Origin of the sequence: Streptomyces nidicola (assembly GCF_050106155.1) — a bacterium.
In the GTDB taxonomy this organism is placed as follows: Bacteria; Actinomycetota; Actinomycetes; order Streptomycetales; family Streptomycetaceae; genus Streptomyces.
This window is the reverse complement of sequence record NZ_JBNBPI010000001.1, coordinates 2,587,887-2,608,325: the sequence shown is the minus strand read 5'-3', so window position 1 is coordinate 2,608,325 and position 20,439 is coordinate 2,587,887. Positions and strand designations below refer to the sequence as shown.

At 71.2% G+C, this 20,439-nt stretch carries 17 protein-coding genes and 1 pseudogene; 12 read left to right on the top strand and 6 right to left on the bottom strand.

Going from position 1 to position 20,439, the window contains the following annotated elements; translation table 11 throughout:
* Positions 1–51 precede the first annotated feature (51 nt).
* The 4 genes from ACOKM3_RS11905 to ACOKM3_RS11890 all read left to right on the top strand — a co-directional run bounded on the left by ACOKM3_RS11905 (position 52) and on the right by ACOKM3_RS11890 (position 4,468).
* Positions 52–837: a Tat pathway signal sequence domain protein gene (locus ACOKM3_RS11905; protein ID WP_426899706.1), complete on the top strand. Its 786-nt coding sequence runs from the start codon at positions 52–54 to the stop codon at positions 835–837.
* A 40-nt stretch (positions 838–877) separates the two neighbouring features.
* Complete coding sequence (locus ACOKM3_RS11900) at positions 878–2,197, top strand: copper amine oxidase (protein WP_426899704.1); 1,320 nt, start codon at positions 878–880, stop codon at positions 2,195–2,197.
* A gap of 129 nt (positions 2,198–2,326) precedes the next feature.
* Complete coding sequence (locus tag ACOKM3_RS11895) at positions 2,327–3,595, top strand: SAV2148 family HEPN domain-containing protein (protein ID WP_426899703.1); 1,269 nt, start codon at positions 2,327–2,329, stop codon at positions 3,593–3,595.
* Positions 3,596–3,706: 111 nt separating this feature from the next.
* Complete coding sequence (locus ACOKM3_RS11890) at positions 3,707–4,468, top strand: 3'-5' exonuclease (RefSeq protein ID WP_426899701.1); 762 nt, start codon at positions 3,707–3,709, stop codon at positions 4,466–4,468.
* Positions 4,469–4,534: 66 nt separating this feature from the next.
* Here ACOKM3_RS11890 and ACOKM3_RS11885 read toward each other — a convergent pair whose 3' ends face one another.
* Complete coding sequence (locus ACOKM3_RS11885; RefSeq protein ID WP_426899700.1) at positions 4,535–5,416, bottom strand: phosphotransferase enzyme family protein; 882 nt, start codon at positions 5,414–5,416, stop codon at positions 4,535–4,537.
* A 336-nt stretch (positions 5,417–5,752) separates the two neighbouring features.
* Between ACOKM3_RS11885 and erm the strand changes: the two genes are divergently transcribed.
* The 3 genes from erm to ACOKM3_RS11870 all read left to right on the top strand — a co-directional run bounded on the left by erm (position 5,753) and on the right by ACOKM3_RS11870 (position 9,173).
* Positions 5,753–6,550, top strand: a complete 798-nt coding sequence (erm, locus tag ACOKM3_RS11880) for an ErmE/ErmH/ErmO/ErmR family 23S rRNA (adenine(2058)-N(6))-methyltransferase (RefSeq protein WP_426899699.1) — start codon at positions 5,753–5,755, stop codon at positions 6,548–6,550.
* Positions 6,551–6,590: 40 nt separating this feature from the next.
* Positions 6,591–7,823 carry a macrolide-inactivating glycosyltransferase gene (mgt, locus tag ACOKM3_RS11875; protein ID WP_426899697.1) on the top strand — a complete coding sequence of 411 codons (1,233 nt, stop codon included), beginning with the start codon at positions 6,591–6,593 and terminating at the stop codon, positions 7,821–7,823.
* A gap of 234 nt (positions 7,824–8,057) precedes the next feature.
* Positions 8,058–9,173, top strand: a complete 1,116-nt coding sequence (locus ACOKM3_RS11870; RefSeq protein WP_426899695.1) for a CDP-alcohol phosphatidyltransferase family protein — start codon at positions 8,058–8,060, stop codon at positions 9,171–9,173.
* Positions 9,174–9,225: 52 nt separating this feature from the next.
* On the opposite strand, the gene ACOKM3_RS11865 is transcribed toward ACOKM3_RS11870, so the two are convergent.
* A complete protein-coding gene (locus ACOKM3_RS11865) occupies positions 9,226–11,511 on the bottom strand; it encodes an MMPL family transporter (protein WP_426899693.1) in 2,286 nt (761 codons plus the stop codon).
* A 361-nt stretch (positions 11,512–11,872) separates the two neighbouring features.
* Here ACOKM3_RS11865 and ACOKM3_RS11860 point away from each other — a divergent pair, with 361 nt between their 5' ends.
* The 4 genes from ACOKM3_RS11860 (at position 11,873) to ACOKM3_RS11845 (ending at position 15,423) form a co-directional block, all read left to right on the top strand.
* The gene (locus tag ACOKM3_RS11860; RefSeq protein ID WP_426899692.1) at positions 11,873–13,078 is read left to right on the top strand and encodes a S8 family peptidase; all 1,206 of its coding nucleotides are present in this window, start codon (positions 11,873–11,875) and stop codon (positions 13,076–13,078) included.
* Positions 13,079–13,164: 86 nt separating this feature from the next.
* Positions 13,165–13,731, top strand: a complete 567-nt coding sequence (locus tag ACOKM3_RS11855) for a DUF1697 domain-containing protein (protein ID WP_426899690.1) — start codon at positions 13,165–13,167, stop codon at positions 13,729–13,731.
* 27 nt (positions 13,732–13,758) lie between these two features.
* Complete coding sequence (locus tag ACOKM3_RS11850) at positions 13,759–14,772, top strand: ketopantoate reductase family protein (protein ID WP_426899688.1); 1,014 nt, start codon at positions 13,759–13,761, stop codon at positions 14,770–14,772.
* 66 nt (positions 14,773–14,838) lie between these two features.
* On the top strand, positions 14,839–15,423 hold the full coding sequence (locus ACOKM3_RS11845) for a TIGR03086 family metal-binding protein (RefSeq protein ID WP_426899686.1): 585 nt from the start codon (positions 14,839–14,841) through the stop codon (positions 15,421–15,423).
* 9 nt (positions 15,424–15,432) lie between these two features.
* On the opposite strand, the gene ACOKM3_RS11840 is transcribed toward ACOKM3_RS11845, so the two are convergent.
* Positions 15,433–16,692 (bottom strand): MFS transporter, encoded by a 1,260-nt coding sequence (locus ACOKM3_RS11840; RefSeq protein WP_426899684.1) that lies wholly within the window; start codon positions 16,690–16,692, stop codon positions 15,433–15,435.
* Positions 16,693–16,787: 95 nt separating this feature from the next.
* On the opposite strand from ACOKM3_RS11840, the gene ACOKM3_RS11835 reads away from it, so the two are divergent.
* On the top strand, positions 16,788–17,774 hold the full coding sequence (locus ACOKM3_RS11835; RefSeq protein ID WP_426899682.1) for an ArsR/SmtB family transcription factor: 987 nt from the start codon (positions 16,788–16,790) through the stop codon (positions 17,772–17,774).
* A 13-nt stretch (positions 17,775–17,787) separates the two neighbouring features.
* Here the strand turns inward: ACOKM3_RS11835 and ACOKM3_RS11830 are convergent, their stop codons facing one another.
* The 3 genes and pseudogenes from ACOKM3_RS11830 to ACOKM3_RS11820 all read right to left on the bottom strand — a co-directional run bounded on the left by ACOKM3_RS11830 (position 17,788) and on the right by ACOKM3_RS11820 (position 20,438).
* Positions 17,788–18,528 carry a sirohydrochlorin chelatase gene (locus ACOKM3_RS11830; RefSeq protein WP_426899680.1) on the bottom strand — a complete coding sequence of 247 codons (741 nt, stop codon included), beginning with the start codon at positions 18,526–18,528 and terminating at the stop codon, positions 17,788–17,790.
* Positions 18,529–18,535: 7 nt separating this feature from the next.
* A pseudogene (locus ACOKM3_RS11825) lies at positions 18,536–19,069 on the bottom strand (ABC transporter permease); the annotation flags it as partial.
* A gap of 19 nt (positions 19,070–19,088) precedes the next feature.
* Entirely contained in the window at positions 19,089–20,438 is a 1,350-nt protein-coding gene (locus tag ACOKM3_RS11820) for a sulfate adenylyltransferase subunit 1 (protein WP_426899678.1), read from the bottom strand.
* Between the last annotated feature and the right edge of the window lies 1 nt (position 20,439).

Sequence of the window (20,439 nt, the reverse complement as noted above, 5' to 3'; positions counted from 1 at the left end):
GTCGGTCCGGCATGCCCCAGGCCGGGGCTGCCGGGGAAGTTGGGGGAAGATGTGCGCACAGCTGTAAGACGCCATCTGGGGAAGCTGATGGCGGTGGTGGCGCTCGCGATCGCGGGCGGCGCCGTCGCGGTCGGCGTGACACTGCCTGATGAGGGCGGGAGCGACATGACCAGGGCGGGGGCCGCGGCGCGGGACGCGGTGGCCCCGGAGGGCACCGTGGAGCCCGCGCCCGAACAGGGCGCGAAGGGGGTGGGGCGCGATCCGCTCACGGACGCCGAGACGGAGCGTGCCGAGAAGCTGGCGACGGCGGGCAACGCCCTGCGGATGGACGCGCGGGACGTGGAGGGCGACCGGGGCCCTCAGCATCTGTCGACGAACCTGACGGAGGTCGACCCCGGCCTCAGCGACGCCGCCGCCGGCGAACGCCGTGCCGACGTCGTGTACTACGACTACAAGAGCGACGCCGTCGTCACGAAGACGGTGAACCTCGACACGGGGAAGGTCGAGGACAGCAGGACCGACCAGGGCGTGCAGCCGCCGCCCAGCCAGGGTGAACTGGCAGAGGCCGCGCAGCTGTTGATCGCGGACCCGCTGGGCGCCGACCTGAAGGGCGACTACAAGGACGCCACCGGTAAGCAGCTCACCAAGCCGGACCAACTGCAGCTGAGCGGCATGGTGTTCCGCAAGAAGACCGTCGCCGATGTCCCGGCCGGTCTCAAGGAGTGCGGCGAGCACCGCTGCCTGCGCGTCATCACCAAGGTCGTCAACGGGCCGTGGATCGACACCCGCGCCCTGATCGTCGACCTGAGCGCCCGCACCGTCTCCCGCCTCGGCTGAGGACCTCACCGACTTCTCCTCCATGAAGGAGCGCTTCCGTATGCACGTCACAAGACTCTTGCGCGCCCGCATCCGGCCCGCCGCAGTCGCCACGGGCCTCGCGGTCACCGCGCTGCTCGCCGGCACCCTCGCCACCGCACCCGCCGCCACGGCCGCCCCGCCACAGGCGCCCGCTGCCGCCGCGCCCGCCTGCTCGGACGCGTACCGCATCGAGCAGACCCTCGACGGCGGCACCACCTGGCGCATGTGCTGGCACTACAACACGCTGGCAGGGCTCGTCCTGGACGACGTCAGCTACCAGCCCAAGGGCGAGGCGCAGCCGATCCGCGTCCTCACCAGCGCACGGCTCGCGCAGGTCCATGTCCCCTACGACGACGGGGAAGCCGAGTACGACGACGTCACCGGCACCGACTTCGGGCAGGCCCTGCAGAACCTGAAGGCCGCCGAATGCCCCGGCGGCACCATCAAGACCGTCAAGGTCCCCGACATGGGCAACGTGAAGGGGCTCTGCACGACCACGCGTGCGCGCGGTCACGCGTACCGGCTCAGCGACGACTACTCGACCGGCGGCAGCGGCAAGGTCTACCAGTCCCAGGGCAAGGACCTGCTCGTCTACACGGTCAACAAGGCCTCCTGGTACGAGTACATCACCGAGTGGCGCTTCGCCTCCGACGGCACCATCACGTCCAATATCGGCGCCACCGGCAGCCTCTCCCCGTACGACTACGACGGCACCGACGGCAAGGGCTGGCCGATCGGCAAGGGCGCGAGCGCCTACGCGGAGAGCCACAGCCACAACGTCTTCTGGCGGCTCAACTTCGGCCTGGACGGCTCGCCCAAGGCCAAGGTCGAGCAGTACGACTCCAAGGTGACCCCGCCGAACGGCGACGGATCGCCCACCACGAAGACGACCCGCACCCCCGTCACCAAGGAACTCGCGGGCGACGTGAAGGACATGCGGTGGTGGCGCGTGGTCTCCACCGCGGGCAAGAACAAGGACAACCACCCCAGGTCGTACGAGTTCGTGCCCGGCCGCTCGAACCGCTTCCCCGGACGTGCCTTCACCAAGCACGACGTCTACTTCACCGAGTACAAGAAGTGCGAGCAGTACGCGAGCGACAATCCGGCGGCGAACTGCGGGGGCACGAGCGTCAACAAGTGGGTGAACGGTCAGACGCTCAAGCACCCGATCACCTGGGTCAACATCGGGTTCCACCACATCGCCCGTGACGAGGACCAGCAGCCCATGCCGGTGCACTGGCAGGGCTTTTCGCTGGCCCCCAGGGACGTGACCGCTATGAATCCGCTCACTCCGGCCGACCTCGCGGGGCAGAACGGGGTTCCCCGAAACGGCAGTTGAGAAACCGGCGGCCTCATCCGGCTGCATCGCCACCCGCTCCCGGAGTACCCTTCCTTGATCGTTGCTGGGGGATGTGCTCCACAGTTCGGGTTCGACAAGCTCGGGGGAGCGGAAGGCGGTGCGGAGCGGGTGAGCTCGGGAGGGCTGGAGCTGCCCCCTGGTGACGACGGTCACGAGGGCCAGGACAGCCAGGAGGCAGCCTCCACGGAGATCCCGCCCGGAGCGGTGTCGCTGGCCAGGCCCATGGACGTCGCGTCCCAGATCGGACCGGAACTGGACTGGGGCGCCGACGCCTGGAGCGAGGTCCGTACGCGCGCGCAACGCGCGGGGCGGGCCTATATCTGGCTGAACCTGGTGGAGCAGCGGCTGCGCGCCGTCGTCGCCGCCGTGCTCCGCCCCGTCTACGCGCCCGTGCACGGCGAGGACTGGGTGGTCGCGGCGGCGGGGCCCGCCGGGCAGGAGTGGGTGCAGCGGGCCGTCGCCGTGCGCGAGGTCAGCCGCCGCAAGGGCTATCTCCTCGACCCGGCCGACGACAACGTGCTGTCGTTCCTCACCCTGCCGCAGCTGCGCGAGCTGATGGTGCAGCACTGGCCGTGCTTCGAGCCGTACTTCGACGACCGCCGCGACGTCGAGCTCGCCCTGGACGAGCTGGAGGTCACGCGCAACGTGGTCTCCCGCAACCGCGCCCTCTCGGAGACCGTCCTCGCCCAGGCCGAGCGCGCCTCCTCCCGCCTCCTGGACATACTCGGCGCCGGCTCCGACGTGCCCTCGGCCCGCCGGCTGCCCCTCGACGCCGTCGAGGAACTGGTCGGCGACCGGTACGCGGACGTGGTGGGGGTGCACTCCGACCGGGTCAGGCTGCTGCGCCAGTTCCCCGCCGAGGACCTCTTCGGCGGGGCGCGGCGCCTGGACGCCATCGGCATAGGCCTCAACCTGCTCGCGCAGAACTTCTCGGGCCGCCGCCTGGTCCGCCTCGCCGAGTCGGGCTGCCGGATACGGCTCCTCTTCCTCAATCCGGCGTCCAGCGCGGTCAAGCGGCGCGAACGGGAACTGGGTATCAAGCGGGGCGAGTTGAGCCGTTCCGTCGAGATGAACATCCTGCACATGCGCCGGGTGCGGGCCCGCCTCAAGGACCCGGGCGCCTTCGAGATCCGCGTCTTCGACGAGACGCCCCGCTTCAACGCCTACCTCGTCGACGGCGACGGCTCGGACGGCATCGCGGTCGTCCAGTCCTATCTGCGCAGGACGCGGGGGATGGAGGCGCCGGTCCTCGTGCTGCGCGGCGGGGGACGCATCGTCAAGGCGAGCGCGTCGTCGGACACCGGGGAGAACGGCCTTTTCGTGACGTACCGCGACGAATTCGAGCAGGCCTGGGCGGACGCGCGGCCGGTGTCGTAGGGCCTGTCGTTCGGATCGGGCCGGGCTCCGACGGGGGTCCGGCCCGATTGTCAGTGGGGCGTGCGAAGGTGTTGGTCATCGGGGGAACGCACCACGAAGAAGGGGGCTGCCATGGGCTGGCACCGCGAGCTGATGATCGGCTTCGACCTGGAGACGACCGGGACCGATCCGCGCGAGGCGCGCATCGTCACCGCCGCCGTCATAGAGGTGAAGGACGGCGCGGTCCTCGGTCACCGGCAATGGCTGGCCGACCCCGGAGTGCGGATCCCGGACGAGGCGATCGCGGTGCACGGCGTCACCAACGAGCGGGCGGCCGCCGAGGGCGAGCCGGCCGCCCGGGTCGCCGACGCCCTCGCCGAGATCCTGGTGGGCTACTGGCGCACGGGCGTCCCCGTGGTCGCGTACAACGCGACGTTCGACCTCACCCTGCTCTCCGCCGAGCTCGCAAGGCACGGGCTGCCGTCCCTGCGTGAGCGCCTCGCGGGGGTCGAGCCGGCACCGGTTGTCGACCCCTACACGATCGACCGCACCGTCGACCGCTACCGGCGGGGCAAGCGCAACCTCGAAGCGGTCTGCACCGAGTACGGCGTCCCGCTCGACGCCGCGCACGACGCCTCGGCGGACGCCCTGGCCGCGGCGCTCCTCGCCCGCGCGATAGGCGAGCGGCACGCGAAGGTCGCGCAGCTCGGGGTGGCCGAGCTGCATCGCAGACAGGTGGAGTGGTTCGCGGAGTCGGCGGCCGACTTCCAGAACTTCCTCCGCAGAAAGGGCAACCCGGACGCGGTGGTGGACACGGTGTGGCCGATGCGCGAGATACCGATATCGAGCCCGTCCGCCACACCGAGCCCCTCAGGGGGCACCTCCCAGCGTTAGCTGGGGGAGATTGAGGAGTAGGGGTCCGGGGGCGAAGCCCCCGAGCCTGCCGCAGGCACGACGACCTCAGAACGGATACCACCGCACCGCAGGGTCCCCGTCCCGCAGCGAAGCGACCCGCCGCCGAAACTCCGCCAACGCCTTCGGGTTGGACGGCGCGTGCTGCGAAACCCACGCACAGGACGCCGTCTCCCGCGCCCCGCGCAGCACCGCACACCCCTCCCACTCCCGCACATCCCACCCATACGCGGACACGAACCCGTCATACGCCGCCGCAGGCAACCCGTACCGGTCCCGCGACAGGGCCATGACGACCAGATCGTGCTCCCGCAGATCGGAGGAGAACGTCTCGAGATCGACGAGGACGGGTCCCTCGGGCCCGATGTGCACATTGCGCGGCAGCGCGTCGCCGTGGATCGGCCCCGGCGGCAGGTGCGGGGTCAGCGCCGCGGCGGCCGCCGCGAACCCGTCCCGCCGCTCGCGCAGATAGTCCGCGTCGGCCGGGTCGATCGCGTCGCCCGCGAGCCGCAGCCAGCGCTCGACCCCGCCGAGCAGCTCCCGCCGCGGCAGCTCGAAACCGGTCGGCGCGGGCAGCGCGTGCACCAGCTTGAGCAGCTCCGCCAGATCACGCGGCTCGGCCGGGCGGACGGCCGCCGGGATCCGGTGCCACACGGTCACCGGGTGCCCGTCCACGACGAGCGCCTCGTCCTTCGCGGCGCGCACCGCGGGGACGTCGTGCCCGGCGAGGTAGGAGGCGATGGCCAGTTCGCGGCGGGCGCGGTCGAGGAGTTCGGTGCCGCCGTGCTCGATGCTGCGGCCGATCTTGACGACGAGGTCGCCGACGCCGAACACCGCGTTCTCACCGAGCGCGATCAGCTCCGCCGTGGCGGCGGCGCCGTCGACGACATCCGCCTGTGCCAGCACGTCCCGTGCCCGTGCCTCGTCCATCCTGTGCCTCCTGCGTCTCACCTGGTACGGGGGTCAGTCTCGCACCCCGCGTTAATTCGGTGGACGGGCCGCGGGGCGTTCCACCAGCATGTGGGGCATGTGCAGCGCAGCCATGATGGCCGTTTCGGTGACCCGCCAGGTTCAGGGCTGCGCGCACGCCACTCGGCTGCGCGTCGGCCCGGCGCTCTGACCGGTCCCGCCTCCGCGAACTCCGCGAACTCCGCGAACTCCGCGAACTCCGCGAACCCCGCGCACATGAGCGTGCGCGGCTGATCGCGGTGCCGGTCGGCGCCTTCATCCGCCCTCTTTCCGTACGGATGACAAGGACCGCAGGCCATGGCCGCCCGTTCCACCGGCACGTCGCGTTCGCGTGCCCGCACTTCGCGTGCCCTCTCGCAGAATTTTCTCGCCGACCGCGCCGCCGCGCACCGTTTCGCACGGTTGGCGACACCCGACCCCACCCCGCTGCTGCTCGAAGTGGGCGCAGGGGACGGCGCGTTGACCGCGCCGCTCGCCCGTCGCGCCCCGGACCTCGTCGCGTACGAGATCGACGGGCGGCTCGCCGCGCGGCTGCGCGAGCGGTTCGCCGGGCAGGACCACGTCCGCGTACGGCACGCGGACTTTCTCGCGGTGCGGCCGCCCCGGTCGCCGTTCGCCGTCGCGGGAAACGTGCCGTTCTCCCGGACGTCCGACGTCGTCGACTGGTGCCTGCGCGCCGACGCGCTGACCCGCGCCGTGCTGCTCACCCAGCTCGAGTACGCCCGCAAACGCACGGGTGACTACGGGAGTTGGACCCGCCGCACCGTCCTCACCTGGCCGCACTTCGAGTGGCGGCTGCTCGGCCGGGTGCCGCGCACCGCGTTCCGCCCGGCCCCACGGGTCGACGCGGGCGTGCTCCGTATCGAGCGCAGGGCGACGCCGCTGCTGGCCCCGGCCGAGTACCCGGGGTACGAACGGCTCGTCACGCTCGGGTTCTCCGGGGTCGGCGGCAGCCTGCGCGCCTCCCTGACCCGCGCCCACCCGCGCCGCCGGGTCGACGCGGCGCTGCGGGAGGCCGGAATCCCGCCCGGCGCCCTCGTCGGTCGGGCCGCACCGGATCAGTGGCTGCGGCTCTGGGGCGCACTGCACCACTAACCAGTTGCACGAGACGTCTCGTCTCGCTTACGGTGGGCCCATGACGAACCCGAACCACGGCAAACGTGCCCACATCGCGATGTTCTCCAACGCCCTCGACGGGCACGTGAACCCGAGTCTCGAAGTGATCCGGGAGCTCGTCGCCCGTGGGCACCGCGTCACGTACGCGATCCCGCACCTGTTCGAGGAGAGGATCGCCGAGACCGGCGCCGAGCCGGTCCTCTTCCGCACCACGCTCCCCGGCCCCGACGACGACCCGTCGGCGTGGGGGACGACGCTGCTCGACAACGTCGAGCCGTTCCTGAACGACGCGATCGAGGTGCTGCCCCAACTCATCGCCGCATACGAGGGCGACGGCGCGGGCGAGGGCGGCGTCGGCGTCCCCGACCTCGTCATCCACGACATCACCTCGTACCCGGCGGGCGTCCTCGCCCACCGCTGGGGCGTGCCCGCCGTGACGCTCTCGCCGAACCTCGTCGCCTGGGAGGGATACGAGGAGGAGGTCGCGAAGCCGATGTGGGAGGAGCCCCGCAAGACTGCGCGCGGCAAGGCCTACTACGAGAAGTTCGACGCGTGGCTCAAGGAGTCCGGCGTACCGAAGACGGCCGATGAATTCTGGGGCCGTTACGACCGCACCCTCGTCCTCATTCCGAAGGCCCTCCAGCCGAATGCCGACCGGGTCGACGAGAAGAAGAACACCTTCGTCGGCGCCTGCCAGGGCGACCGGTCCGCGCAGGGTGACTGGGAGCGCCCCGCCGACGCCGAGCGCGTACTGCTCGTGTCGCTCGGCTCGTCGTTCACCAAGCAGCCCGAGTTCTACCGGGAGTGCGTGAAGGCGTTCGGTGATCTGCCGGGCTGGCATGTCGTGCTCCAGGTCGGCAAGCATGTCACCGCCGAGGACCTCGGGGCGGTCCCCGGCAACGTGGAGGTGCGACAGTGGGTGCCGCAGCTGGCGATCCTCAAGAAGGCCGACGCCTTCATCACGCACGCCGGTGCCGGTGGCAGCCAGGAAGGCCTGGCCACGGCGACGCCCATGGTCGCCGTGCCGCAGGCCGTCGATCAGTTCGGCAACGCCGACATCCTCCAGGGGCTCGGCGTCGCCCGGCACGTACCCATGGAGGAGGCGACCGCGGAGACGCTCCGGGAGGCAGTCCTCGCGCTGGTCGACGACCCGGAAGTGGCGCGCCGACTCGCCGCCGTTCAGCAGGACATGGCCGGCGAGGGCGGGACGCGGCAGGCGGCCGACCTCATCGAGGCCGAACTGCGCCCCTGACGCCGGCCCCTGATGTCAGCTTTGGCATCGGGGTTGGGTAGACGCGATTTTTCACGGAACGGTTCCACCGTTCCGTGAAAAGCGTGTGCGTAACAGATAACGAAATTGACTCGCCTGTCACGTACGACCGATACCCCCCAGTAAAGGTTGCGTTCGTACGTTCTTGAACTTCTTCAGAACGGATTCTTACGGTGAGGTGAACCTACTTTTGAACAAAGGAAGCTGGCGCGCCTCATGCCCCGAGACATACCGTCATTGCCCGAAGTGCGGCGCATCACCCAGAAAAAGCGTGACGCGTGGTGGACCGTGCTGCTCGTCGATCCGATCGCCACTCCTCTCGTGCGGGTCACGGCGCGCTGGACGCGCATCACGCCGAACCAGATCACTTGGGGCGCCCTGATCCTGGGGCTCGGCGCGGCCGGCTGTTTCGCGATGGGGGACTGGCGCTGGCTGATCGCCGGAGCGCTGATCTACCACCTGAGCTTCGTGCTCGACTGCATGGACGGCAAGGTCGCCCGGCTGACCGGGCAGGGCTCCGTGTTCGGCGCCTGGCTCGACTACATCTTCGACCGCGTCCGCGTGATGGCCTGTGCCGTGGCGCTGATGGGCGGCCAGTTCCACCGCACCGGCGAGCTGATCTACGTCTGGCTTGCCGTGGTCGTCGTCTTCCTCGACGGGCTGCGCTACATCAACTCGCTGGAGATCTTCAAGACCCGGCACACGATGCGCAAGCAGATCAAGGCCCGCATGCGGGCGGCCCGTCGCGCGCAGAACGCGGACGACGTCGCCTTCATGGAGGACCTGCTGCGGGCCAACCCGTCCGCGGACATCGAGCAGGACCTGCGCGGGGCGGCCGCCGCCACGGAGGACGGCGCGGCCCAGCAGTCGGATTCCGTCGAGCCGGCGATGCAGACGGAGACGGGGACGGAGACGCAGACGGAGGCGGGGGCGGTCGAGACCGTCGAGCCGGCCCCGCGGCCCAAGGTCGTCGACCTGCACCAGGAGTTCCGCAGCCGCTTCCCGGTCTATCTGCGTTTCCGGTCCTTCCTGCTGCGCCACCGCATCCGTACGCACCTGATCAGCGGCATCGAGTTCCAGATGGCCGTCTTCATCGTCGGACCGCTGATCGACCAGGTCATCGGGGCGACGGTCGTGGCCGGTGTGCTGCTGCTCGTCTTCGAACTCGCCATCGTCTACAAGCTGTTGCTGTCGACGCGCGACTTCGGCCGCACGCTGGAGGCCTTCGAGAAGGACGGCCGCGAGCGGGACGCTCTGGCGGCGAGTAACGGTGGGGAGCAGGACGGCGGTCTCCAGGAGGCCAAGGAGGAGGGCCTGTCCACCGTCGCGTGACGCGACACGGCGGACAGACCCTCGGACCGGCGGGAGGACGGATCGCGCGTCGTCAGACGCGCACCTCCTCACCGCCCTCGCGCGGGACCGGGGCGGGCTCCATGCCCGCCTCGTCGTGCGTCAGGTCCGGCATCCGGCGCAGCCACTTCGGCAGATACCAGTTGCGCTCCCCGAGCAGCGCCATCACGGCCGGGAGCAGCACTCCGCGGATGACGGTCGCGTCGATCAGGATCGCGGCCGCGAGGCCCACGCCCATCTGCTTCATGGACTGCATGGACAGCGTCCCGAAGATGCTGAACACGGCGACCATGATGACGGCCGCGCTGGTGACCACGCCCGCGGTGGTGACGACGCCGTGCCGGATCGCGTCGAGGTTCGTACGCCCCTGAAGACGCGCCTCCTTGATCCGGGACACCACGAACACGTGGTAGTCCATCGACAGGCCGAAAAGGATCACGAACAGGAACAGCGGCAGCCACGCGATGATGGCGCCCACGCCCTCCGCGCCGACCAGCGAGGCGCCCCAGCCGTGCTGGAAGATGGCGACGAGGACCCCGTAGGCGGCGCCCACCGACAGCAGGTTGAGCACGATCGATGTGATCGCGACCGTCAGTGAGCGGAACGAGAGCAGCATCAGCAGGAACGCGAACGCGACGACGAACGCGAAGACCGGGACGACGGAACCGACGATCTGGTCGTTGAAGTCCTTCGACCCCGCGACCTGACCGGTGATCGGCGCCTCGGCGCCGTCCACCTCGCCGAACGTGGCGGGCCGCACCTCGTCGCGCAGCAGCGCGAGGCTCTGCTCGGCCTTGTCCTGATCGGACCCGCCCACGAGCGGTACGTCGATGACCGCCACGTTCGCGTCCCGGTGCACGGTGACCTCGACAGGGCCGCGCGAGGCGCCCGAACTCACGGCCTGCGCGCGGAAGTCGGCGAGGGCGGCGCGCACCTCGGCGGCGTTGATGTCGTCGGCCTTCACGACCACCTCGGCCGGATCCGAGCCGCCCGGGAACGCCGCGTTGACCCGGTCGTACGTCGCCACGATCGGCAGCGAGTCGCCGAACTCCTGGTCCAGGGTGAGGTTCTGGGTCTTCATGCCGAGCGCGGGCGCGGCGATCGCGAGCAGCGCGACGACCGCGACGGCGACGGAGACGGCGGGCCGCGCCAGTACGACGGTCAGCACCCGGCTCCAGAAGCGGCTGCCGCCCTCTCCATTGGCCCCATCGCCGTTGCCGCCCCGCCGCTTCGTCGGGTGCAGGAACGGGATCCGTCCCTTCTCCACCCGCTCCCCGAGCAGCGAGAGCAGCGCCGGAAGCACGGTCACAGAGCCGACCATCGCGACCGCCACCACCATCAGCGAGGCGAGGCCCATCGCCTGGAACTCGGCGAGCCCGGTGAACAGCATGCCCGCCATCGCCACGCACACCGTGACCCCGGAGACGATGATCGCCCGGCCACTGGTGGCCGCCGCGACGCGCAGCGCCGTCTGCGGGTCGTGCCCCTTCATCCGTTCCTCGCGCTCGCGCCGCACATAGAACAGGCAGTAGTCGACGCCGACCGCAAGGCCCACGAGCAGCATCACCGAGTTGGCGGTCTCGCTCATCGGCTGCAAGTGGCTGACGATGCCCATCAGGCCCATCGTCGCCATGATCGCCGTGACGGCGAGCGCCACCGGGAGCAGCGCCGCGACGAGCGCGCCGAACGCGATCAGCAGGATGCCGAGCGCGACCGGCACCGCCGAGTACTCGGCGCGCTGGAAGTCCTCGCCGAACGCGTCGTCGAAGGTCTTGTTCATGCTCGCGGCGCCGATCTCCTCGATCCGCAGCGCGTCATGGTCGTCCGCGACGCCCGCGACGGCCTTCTGGACCGGCTCGACCCGGTCGGCCGCGGTGTCGGGGTCGCCCCGCATGTCGAACTGGACGAGCGCGGTGCGGCCGTCCTTCGAGATCGTCCGGGTGTCGGCGGCGTACGGCGAGCGGACGCCGGTCACCTCGCCCGTGCCCTCGACGGCCTTCGTCACGTCGGCGACCGCGGCCCTGAACTCGGGCGCGGTCGCCCGCAGGCGACCGTCCTTGCTCTGTACGAGCACGGTCTCGCCCGCCGGTTCGTCGATGCCCGCGTCGTCGATGATCCGCGCGGCCTGGCTGGTCTCCCCCTTGAGCTGGTCGTCCTCCGAGACGTCCACGCGCCCCGCGACGGACCCGAGGCCCATCGCCACCACGACGAAGAGCACCCAGATCCCCACCGCCGCCCACCTGTGCCGGGCGCTCCATCCGCCGGCCCGGGCCGCGAATCCGCGCACCCGGGGCTCCGGCCGTTCCCCGTTCCTGGCCATCAGGTCCACCTCCGGATTCGAAGGTATGGCCGGGATAAGGCCGGTTCGTCGTGCTGTTCGGTGAGGTCCGGGAGGCGGGGGTCCCCGGGGAGGATGACCCGAGTCCCCTACATCTATTGGGGGTTGAGCCATCGAGGGATGAACCGTCGAACCTTGATCCGAATCTCCGCTACCGCCCGATTTGTTATTACGAAACCTTGTTGAGCACGTCACAGGTTCATGTAGGTCTTGATCTGATCGCGTCAATCGGTCAGGGTTTCGTCTCAACCCCCGGACATCTTCCGGAGTTTGACAACCTTCGCGAGGGTTCGTCCTGGGGCGCTGGCATTCCCCCCACACACCACTGAGGAGATCCCTCTTCATGGCAACAAACCAGCATGCGCGCACGATGAAGCTCACCGCGGCCATAGCCACGGCGGCTACAGCGGTGGGCGTCACCATGTTCGGCGGCTTCTCCGCCACCGCGGCCCCCGCCGAGGGCAAGGTCTACGGGCAGGACGCCAAGGGCGCCGTGTCCGGCAGCTACATCGTGCTGCTCGACCAGAAGGCGGGCGCCTCCGCCAAGAAGGACCTGGCCAAGGAGTACGGCGGCACGCTCAAGCGGAACTACGGCTCCGCCGTCAACGGCTTCTCGGCGAGCGGCCTCTCGGACACCGAGGCCAAGCGCCTGGCGGCCGACGGCTCCGTGTCGAAGGTCGTCCAGAACAAGAAGTTCCACATCGACGCCACCCAGGACAACCCGCCGTCGTGGGGTCTGGACCGCATCGACCAGGCGGACACCGCGGGCGACAGCAAGTACACGTACCCGGACAGCGCGGGCGAGGGCGCGACGGCGTACGTCATCGACACCGGCGTGCGGATCAGCCACAAGGACTTCGGCGGCCGGGCCTCCTACGGCTTCGACGCCGTCGACAACGACGACAGCGCCGACGACGGCAACGGGCACGGTACGCACGTCGCCGGCACCATCGCCGGTGAGGCGCACGGTGTCGCCAAGAAGGCGAAGATCGTCGCCGTCCGTGTCCTCGACGACCAGGGCTCCGGCACCACCGAGCAGGTCGTGGCGGGCATCGACTGGGTGACCGAGAACCACCAGGGCCCCTCCGTCGCCAACATGTCGCTCGGCGGCGGCGTGGACGAGGCGCTCGACGCGGCGGTCAAGAAGTCCATCGACTCCGGTGTCACCTACGCGGTGGCGGCGGGCAACGAGTCGGCGGACGCCTCGCAGTCCAGCCCCGCCCGGGTCCCGGAGGCCATCACGGTCGCCTCCTCCACGAAGGACGACGAGCAGTCGGACTTCTCCAACTACGGCTCCGTCGTCGACATCTACGCGCCTGGATCGGATATCACGTCCGACTGGAACACCGGGGACGACGCCACCAACACCATCTCCGGTACGTCGATGGCGACCCCGCACGTCGTCGGCGCGGCGGCCGTCTACCTGGCCGGGCACAAGGACGCGGCCCCGGCCGACGTCGCCAAGGCGCTCACCGACGGGGCCACCCCGGACGCCATCAAGAACGCGTCCGACGGCACCGCGAACAAGCTCCTGAAGGTCGTCGAGTAAACGTTTCGGCTCGATGACCGGCGGCCGCCGTGCCCACCCCCACGGGGAACGGCGGCCGCCTTGCCGTGTGCGCTTATCGTGTCCGCATGACTCAGGGGACGATGGCCGAGGGCTGCGCCGCGCTGCTGCGCGGCATCAACGTGGGCGGCAACAAGAAGGTGCCGATGGCCGTGCTGCGGCCGGTGATCGAGGGCCTGGGCCTGACCGACGTACGCACCTACCTCCAGAGCGGCAACGTCGCCTTCACCGCGCCGGACGGCGGTGACGAGGAGGCGCTCGCGGCCGCGATCGGCACGGCGATCGAGGGCGAGTTCGGCTTCACCGTCGACGTTCTCGTGCGCCGCCACGCCTACCTGAAGGCGGTCATGGCGGACTGTCCGTTCCCGGCCGCCGAACTGGAGGCCAAGCAGCTGCACGTCACGTACTTCTCGGAGCCCGTGACCGCCGAGCGGTTCGCCGCCGTGGACCCGGCCGCGTACGCCCCCGAGGACTTCCGCATCGGCGACCGCGCCCTCTACCTCTACGCTCCCCAGGGCCTCGGCGTCTCGAAGCTGGGGGCCCAGCTGTCCCGGCCTGCGCTCAACAAGGGCCTGATCGCGACGAGTCGCAACTGGAACACCGTGACGAAGCTCGTGGAACTCACGGCCCCATAGCGGGCACGTCCGTGAAAAGGTCGGTGTATGCGCTACGTAATCATCGGAGCAGGAGCGGTCGGCGGCGTCATCGGTGGGCGGCTCGCGCAGGCGGGGCACGGTGACGTCGTGCTCGTCGCGCGCGGCAGCCAGTACGAGGCGCTGCGCGACAAGGGCCTGCGTGTCGAGACGCCGGACGGCCCGCACACCCATCAACTCCCGGTCGTGGACGGCCCGGAGGCGCTCGGGGCGCTGCGCGCCGACGACGTGCTGATCCTCGCCGTGAAGACACAGGACAGCGCGGCGGCGCTCGCCGCGTGGGGTCCGCGCCCCGTCGAGGGCGGCGGCACGGCGGCCGGGCGGCTGCCTCTCGTCTGCGCGCAGAACGGGGTGGAGAGCGAGCGGCTGGCCCTGCGCACCTTCCAGCGCGTGTACGGGATGTGCGTGTGGCTGCCCGCCACGTTCGTCGAGCCGGGCGTCGTCCGCGCCCAGGGCGCCCCGCTCTCCGGCATGCTGCACCTCGGCCGCTACCCCTCAGGCAGCGACGAGACCGCCCGCGCGATCTCCGCCGACCTGGAGAAGGGGCTGCTCGAAGCGCCCGTCGTCGACGACGTCATGCGCTGGAAGTACGCCAAGCTCCTCGCCAACCTCGCCAACGCGATCGAGGCGGTCTCCGGCGTCCTCACCAGCGACGAGGCCCTCGCCCTCTTCCGCAGGGCCCGCGCCGAGGGCGAGGCCGTGCTCGACGCCGCCGGTGTCGCGTACGCGAGCCCGGACGAGGAGAAGGCCGCCCGCGCCGACAAGATCCGCTTCGAGCCCTTCGACGGCGCCCCGCGCGGCGGCGGCTCCTCCTGGCAGTCCCTCCAGCGCGGCGCGGGCAGCATCGAGGCCGACTACCTCAACGGCGAGATCGCCCTGCTCGGCCGCCTGCACGGGGTGCCGACACCGGTCAACGACGTCCTGCAGGAACTCGCCAACGAGGCGGCGAGGGAAGGGCGTTCGGCCGGGGAGACGAGCGTGGCGGACCTTGTCGCGGCGGTGGACGCGCGCTGCGCGCCGTAGTGCGGTCTCCCGCCCTGTCGCGTTTGTTCAAGAGGAGCGGGTACCGGTCGCCGTAGCGTCAGCGGCATGAACGAACTCCGCATGGACACCGTGTACCCGTACCTCACCGAGAGCGCCACCGAAGCCGCTCGCGTCGCGGCCGGCGTCAAGCCCGACCGGCTCGACGCGGCCTCCGGCTGCGGCGACTGGGACGTGCGGACGCTCGTGAACCACTGGACCGTGTACACCTCGCACGGCATGGAACACCGGGCGCTGCGCACCCAGTTGCCCGAGGAACTGACCTCGCGCGACCTCACGGCCGACGAGGACTGGGCGGCGACGTACGCCGCCGACCTCGACCGGGCGGTCGCCGCCTGGGCCGAACCGGCGGTCTGGGAGGGCGAGGTCGACCTCGGCTTCGCCAAGCAGCCCGCACCCGAGGTCGCCGCGCTGCTGTGGGCCGAACTCATCCTGCACGGCTGGGACGTGGCCACCGCGACCGGGCAGGAGTTCCGCGTCTCGGACGGTGCGGCGGCCCTGCTCCTCCAGGTCGTGGAGGCGAACGCCGAGCTGTACCGCCAGTACGAGGGCTTCGCCGCGCCCGTCGACGTGAGCGACGACGCGTCCGTGTACGCGAAGGCCCTCGCGCTCAGCGGCCGCGACCCGCGCTGAACTCACGGCTCACTCGCCGCGCCACTGGGAGTCCCGCCGTGCCCACCGCACGGCGGGCCCCACCCCGAGCCCCGCCACCACGAACAGCACCCCGAGCACGGCCCAGCCCGCAGTGCCGTGCCGGATCGCGGTGACCGTCACGAGGGCGGGCGCGGCCATCGTCGCCGCGGCCTGCCCGGAGTTGAAGACGCCCTGGTAGACGCCCTGCGCCCGGGAGTCCGCGAGGCCGTAGCCGACGGTCCAGCCGCCCGCCGCCTGCAAGACCTCGGCGAGCACTTGCACCACCGCGCCGACCACCAGAACGCCCAGCGCCCACAGCGGCGAGGCCCCCGCCGAGAAGGCGAAGAACGCGCAGGACAGCGCGAGCAGCAGCCCCGAGCGCCGCATCGCCTTCACCGCACCCGGCAGATCCTCCACACCGCGCGTCGCCCGCACCTGGAGCAGCGCCACCAGCACACAGTTGAGGACCATGACGAGCGCCGCCGTCCACGTCGGCGCCTCCGTGTGCTGCGCGATCCACAGTGGCAGCCCCACCTCCAACAGGCTGTATTGGAGGGCCAGTACGGCGTTCAGGAACGTCACCGCCAGGAACGGCAGATCGCGCACCGCCCGCCACCGGCTCTCCGCCGGGGTGTCCGCCACCGGCCGTCGCCCCGCACCACCCGGCAGCCGGTGCACCATCACCGCGGACCCGACGAAGGCCGCCGCGTCGACGAGGATCAGGGCCGTGTAGCCGGCCCGGCTGTCGAGCTGCAACGCCAGCGCGCCGAACGCTCCGCCGACACCCATGCCCACATTGGTGACCATCCGCAGATGCGCCCGGCCCTCGACGCGCTCCCCGGCGGGCAGCACGTCCGCGTACAGCGCGTTGCGCACGCCCATGCTGCCCTGGCTCAGCGTGGCGTAGCAGATCGCCGTCACCAGGAACGAGGCGTACGAGCCGATCAGCGTGTACGCCGTGAGCGCCACGCCGCACCCGATCCACAGCCCGGTCAGCACCGGCCGCCGCCCCCACCGGTCCGACGCCCGCCCCGCCGGCACCCCCGCCGCGAGCCCGAACACCCCGGCCACGGACAGCCCCACGCCCACCGAGGTCGCGCTCAGGCCCACGAACCGCGTGAAGTACAGGACGCTCACCGGGAAGAAGAGCCCGCGCCCGAACGCGTTGAGGAGCGTGAGCAGCGACAGCCGGCGCAGCACCGGCACGGTCGGCAGCATCCCGGCGAAACGCGTGGTGGGACCGGTGGAGCGGGGTGGTGAAGTGGTCATGCCCACAGGGAAGCGGGGTTCCGGGCGCCGCGACATTTCTTTAGCGTGGCGCTAAAGGGTGGTGGGGGAGACGAGAGGGCGGGAGGGGGCGAGCCGTGATCGAGTTCCGGTTCGTCGTCGGCGACCTCGCCCGTACGTCCTTCGCGTACTCGCCCCTCCAGGAGGCCGTGTACTCGCTGCGCTGCTGGCGCGACCCCGCCCGCTATCCGCACCAGCGGCCCTGGCTGCGCCGCCTCGCCCCGGCCTTCCGGCGCCTCGACACCGAACTGCTCGGCGCCCTCATCGCACCGCACCTGTGGATACCCGACTACCTCACGCCGCGCCCGGAGCGCCCGCGCCCCGCGTTCACCGCGCAGCTCGACCGGATCCGTGACGTGCCGCCCGAGACCCTGGAGCCCGAATTCACCGCCGCCTACGACACGGTGACGGACCGCCTGCCACAGGTGTTGCGCGAGGGGCTCGCGGACCCGGCCGCGTTCCGCCACCGCATCGCGGACGCGCTGGAGGCCTACTGGCACGAGTGTCTCGCCCCGGACTGGTGGCCCCGTGTGCAGTCCGTCCTGGAGGCCGACCTCACCTACCGAGGCAAGGTGCTCGCGGACGCGGGCGTCGGCGGCCTGTTCACCAGCCTCGACCGGCGGCTTTCCTGGGACGGCGACGCGCTCACCCTCGTACAGACCGACAGCCTGCACACCTGGCCAGGGGCCGACATCCCCATCGAGGGCCGCGGGCTCGTCCTCGTCCCCACGCTCTTCTGCCACGGCGCGCACACCATGATCGACCCCGGTCTTCCGCCGCTGCTCAGCTATCCGGCCCGCGGCCGCGCCACCATCTCCGAGACCCCGCCCCCGGCGAGCAGCGAGGCCCTGACCCGGCTGCTCGGCGCGGCCCGCGCCCGCATCCTGCGGCTGCTCGCGGAACCCGCGTCGACGACGGAGCTCGCCCACCGCCTCGACGTCACCCCGGGCGCGGTCAGCCAGCACCTGTCGATCCTGTACGACGCCGGTCTCCTGCTGCGTACGCGCAGCGGGCGGAGCGTGCGGTATGCGCGCAGCGAGCTGGGGGAGCAGCTGTGCGGGTGAGTCCGAGCCCGGCTCAGGCGCTCACTGCCGCCAATTCCCTGACGAGGGACGCCTCGTAACGCTCCATCAGTACTCGCGCGACCTCCGGCGCGGCCCCCAGTACATCGGCCAGGACGTCGGCGTCCGCCGCGCCCGCCACGATCCGGTCCGGGAGCCGGCCCGGCGCGAGGACGTAGGGGGCGACCGCCACCCGCTCGCAGCCGAGGGCCCGCAGTTCGCGCACGGCGTCCTCCGTGCGCGGCAGAGATGCGGAGGCGAACGCAGGCCGCACGGCGCACCAACCGGTGTGCCGCCACTCCCGCGCGATTTCAGCGATCACTGCGATCGCCTCCGGGTCGGAGGAGCCCGCCGAGGCCAGGACGACCCCGGTCGTGGGCTTGTCTGCGGGGGTCAACCCCGCCTCGTACAGGCGCCGTTCGAGGGCCGCGACGAGCAGCGGGTCGGGGCCCAGGACCTCCGCCTGGTGGATGCGCAACCCGCGCGGCGCCTCGCGCAGCACCGCGGGGATGTCCGTCTTCGCGTGGAAGGCGCGGGTCAGCAGGAGGGGCAGTGCGACCACATCGCGTACGCCGTCCGCCGCGAGCGACTCCAACACCCCATGCACCGAAGGGACGTTGAACTCCAGGAACGCCGTCTCCACCCGCACGCCGGGGTTCTGTGCCCGGACCTCGCCCACGAGGGCGTGCACGGTCGCGGCATGGCGCGGGTCGCGGCTGCCGTGGGCTATGACGAGAAGGACGGGGGAGTGGCTCATCGGTCGCTCAGTTCTTGACGAGGAGTCCGCGGCCGCGCTGTGCGCGCCGCTCCAACGGGCTGAGGATCAACAGGTCGACGGCGATACCGACGGTCGGGATGAGGAGGGCGGTGAGGAGAACCATCGAGGCGGCGTGGTCGCTTCCCTGGAACCGGTCGAGGCCCGGCGCCGAGGCGATCAGTTGTGCCGCCAGCAGCGCGCGCCACGTGAACGCCCAGCCCCGCTTGAGCCCCGCCGGGTAGGCGGACGGCGAGGACCCGACGCCGGCCGCGATCGCGGGGGCCGCGCCCAGCAGGATCACCCCGTACAGCACCGGGTCGCTCGGGCCGAGCCACAGCACCACGGCCGGCACCCACAGCACCGACGGCAGCGACCGCAGGGCCGAAAGGACCGGGCCGACCGTCGCCCGCACGAACCGCATGCGGGAGACGGCGAGCCCGAGCAGCGTGCCGACCGCCAGGGCGAGCAGGAACCCGAGCAGCCCGCGCGAGACGCTCGTCCAGACGAAGCCGGAGAGCGTGCTCGGCAGCCAGGCGCTCGCGTTCATGCCGACCAGGGACTCAGAAGTCCCAACCCTCCTCGTCCACCAGCGCCTTGGGGTCCTCCGCCGAGGCGAAGGACTCGCCGGCCATGCCCGCCGCGAGCGTCGTCCCGTCCGACGGGTCGACCAGCAGGAACGAGCCCGTGCGCCGCGAGTCGGCGTAGGAGTCGATGGCGAGCGCCTCGGCGATCCGCACCTTGACCCGGCCGATGTCGTTGGCGACGAGCCGGCCGGGCTCGGGGTGCTGGGAGAGGTCGTCGAGCGTGAGCCGCGACGGGATCTCCTTGACGATCGCCTTGACCGTACGGGTGGTGTGCTTGAGCAGCACCCGCTGGCCGACGACGAGCGGGGTGTCGGCCACGTGGCACACCGTCGCCTCGATGTCCTGCGAGGTGGCGGGCGCGTCATGGCTCGGCACGATCAGGTCGCCGCGCGAGATGTCGATGTCGTCCTCCAGCAGGAGGGTGACCGACTGCGGCGTCCACGCGACGTCGACTGCCGTGCCCAGCAGGTCGATTCCGGCGACCTTCGACGTGCGGCCCGAGGGCAGCACGGTGACCTCTTCGCCGACGCGGAACGTGCCGGCCGCGATCTGCCCCGCGTAGCCCCGGTAATCCGGGTGCTCGGCGGTCTGCGGGCGGATCACGTACTGGACGGGAAGGCGCGCGTGGCAGCTCGTGAGGTCGTGGCTGACCGGCACCGTCTCCAGGTGCTCAAGGACCGTCGGGCCGCCGTACCAGTCCATGTTGGCGGACGGCTCCACGACGTTGTCGCCCGCGAGCGCCGAGATCGGGATGGCGGTGATCTCCGGCACGCCCAACTGCCCGGCGTACGCGGTGAATTCCTCGGCGATCTTCGCGAAGACCCGCTCCTCGTAGTCGACGAGGTCCATCTTGTTCACGGCGAGGACGACGTGCGGGACACGCAGCAGCGCGGCGACGGCGGCGTGCCGGCGGGTCTGCTCGATGACACCGTTGCGCGCGTCGACGAGGACCACGGCGAGGTCGGCGGTGGAGGCGCCGGTCACCATGTTCCGCGTGTACTGCACGTGGCCCGGCGTGTCCGCGAGGATGAAGCGGCGGCGCGGGGTCGCGAAGTAGCGGTACGCGACGTCGATCGTGATGCCCTGCTCGCGCTCGGCGCGCAGGCCGTCCGTGAGGAGGGCCAGGTCGGGCTCGGCGGCGCCGCGCGACTTGGAGGCGAGCTCGACGGCCTCCAGCTGGTCGGTCAGGACCGACTTGGAGTCGTGCAGCAGGCGGCCGACCAGCGTGGACTTGCCGTCGTCGACCGAGCCGGCCGTGGCGAACCGCAGCAGGGTCGTCGCCGAAAGCCCGGCCAGCTCTTCGGCGGCGGAGGTGGTGGTGCTCATG

Coding starts and splice junctions, on each gene's coding strand:
- ACOKM3_RS11850 (WP_426899688.1), top strand. CDS start 13,759: ATGCGCTACGTAATCATCGGAGCAGGAGCGGTCGGCGGCGTCATCGGT.
- ACOKM3_RS11830 (WP_426899680.1), bottom strand. CDS start 18,528: ATGAGCCACTCCCCCGTCCTTCTCGTCATAGCCCACGGCAGCCGCGAC.
- ACOKM3_RS11900 (WP_426899704.1), top strand. CDS start 878: ATGCACGTCACAAGACTCTTGCGCGCCCGCATCCGGCCCGCCGCAGTC.
- ACOKM3_RS11845 (WP_426899686.1), top strand. CDS start 14,839: ATGAACGAACTCCGCATGGACACCGTGTACCCGTACCTCACCGAGAGC.
- ACOKM3_RS11855 (WP_426899690.1), top strand. CDS start 13,165: ATGACTCAGGGGACGATGGCCGAGGGCTGCGCCGCGCTGCTGCGCGGC.
- ACOKM3_RS11870 (WP_426899695.1), top strand. CDS start 8,058: ATGCCCCGAGACATACCGTCATTGCCCGAAGTGCGGCGCATCACCCAG.
- ACOKM3_RS11885 (WP_426899700.1), bottom strand. CDS start 5,416: ATGGACGAGGCACGGGCACGGGACGTGCTGGCACAGGCGGATGTCGTC.
- ACOKM3_RS11890 (WP_426899701.1), top strand. CDS start 3,707: ATGGGCTGGCACCGCGAGCTGATGATCGGCTTCGACCTGGAGACGACC.
- ACOKM3_RS11865 (WP_426899693.1), bottom strand. CDS start 11,511: ATGGCCAGGAACGGGGAACGGCCGGAGCCCCGGGTGCGCGGATTCGCG.
- ACOKM3_RS11840 (WP_426899684.1), bottom strand. CDS start 16,692: ATGACCACTTCACCACCCCGCTCCACCGGTCCCACCACGCGTTTCGCC.
- erm (WP_426899699.1), top strand. CDS start 5,753: ATGGCCGCCCGTTCCACCGGCACGTCGCGTTCGCGTGCCCGCACTTCG.
- mgt (WP_426899697.1), top strand. CDS start 6,591: ATGACGAACCCGAACCACGGCAAACGTGCCCACATCGCGATGTTCTCC.
- ACOKM3_RS11820 (WP_426899678.1), bottom strand. CDS start 20,438: ATGAGCACCACCACCTCCGCCGCCGAAGAGCTGGCCGGGCTTTCGGCG.
- ACOKM3_RS11860 (WP_426899692.1), top strand. CDS start 11,873: ATGGCAACAAACCAGCATGCGCGCACGATGAAGCTCACCGCGGCCATA.